Genomic DNA, 781 nt, shown 5'->3' with positions numbered 1-781 from the left:
CAGTTACATGAAGAAAAGTTTGAGCGTTGCGCTTTTAAGCGCGCTTAGCAAGAACGGCTTTTTAATGCTTTAAATACAGTACCAAAGCATCTGTTCAAAAGTATAGAAATGTTTTTAGCTATTAAAGTAACTAAATATTATTAGTTGGTATAAGTCAGTTTTTACCTTTGTATGAGCTTGCCTTGAAAGTTTTCAAAATGTTGCGGGTTTACCCTTAAACGTTTGTTTGTGTTGGGATTGTATTATGAATGTCTTTGTTTCTTGCCCTAGGGGTATGCAGTATCTTCTGGAAAAGGAGCTAAACACCTTAGGTTTGATGTCGTGCAAGCCGGTTTCTGCAGGTGTCGAGCTAAGCGCGGAGCTAGATCAGGTCTACACAATATTGCTTTGGTCTCGCATAGCGAACAGGGTGTTTGTTGAGCTGGCAAGCGGAAAAATCGATAAAGCAGAAGATGTATATAGTCACGCTGCGCGTATTCCGTGGCAATCTCATTTTGGGGTCGACAATACATTTTCTGTTAACTTCTCAGGCACTAATAAGCACATAACAAATTCCGCCTTTGGCGCTCTTAAGGTCAAGGACGCTATTGTTGATTACTTTCGTGATGTTGTTGGAGAGCGGCCAAATGTCGATAAAGATAATCCTCAAATTAGGGTGGCTGCTAAGTTAAGTAAAGGTGTGCTCAGCATCAGCTTGGATTTGTCGGGGGAAAGTCTCCACAAGCGTGGATATCGAATAGACAAGGGCGCTGCGCCATTACGCGAGAATGTTGCGGCCGCA

At 42.4% G+C, this 781-nt stretch carries 1 protein-coding gene; it reads left to right on the top strand.

Annotated elements, in window-relative coordinates; genetic code table 11:
• Nucleotides 1-244: 244 nt before the first annotated feature.
• Nucleotides 245-781 (top strand): THUMP domain-containing protein (locus tag A3738_RS06875; RefSeq protein ID WP_231876557.1); only part of this gene is annotated, 537 nt, incomplete at its 3' end.

This window comes from Oleiphilus sp. HI0066 (assembly GCF_001635725.1).
Note: the sequence above shows the minus strand (reverse complement) of the source record. Positions and strands in the feature narration are given on the sequence as shown.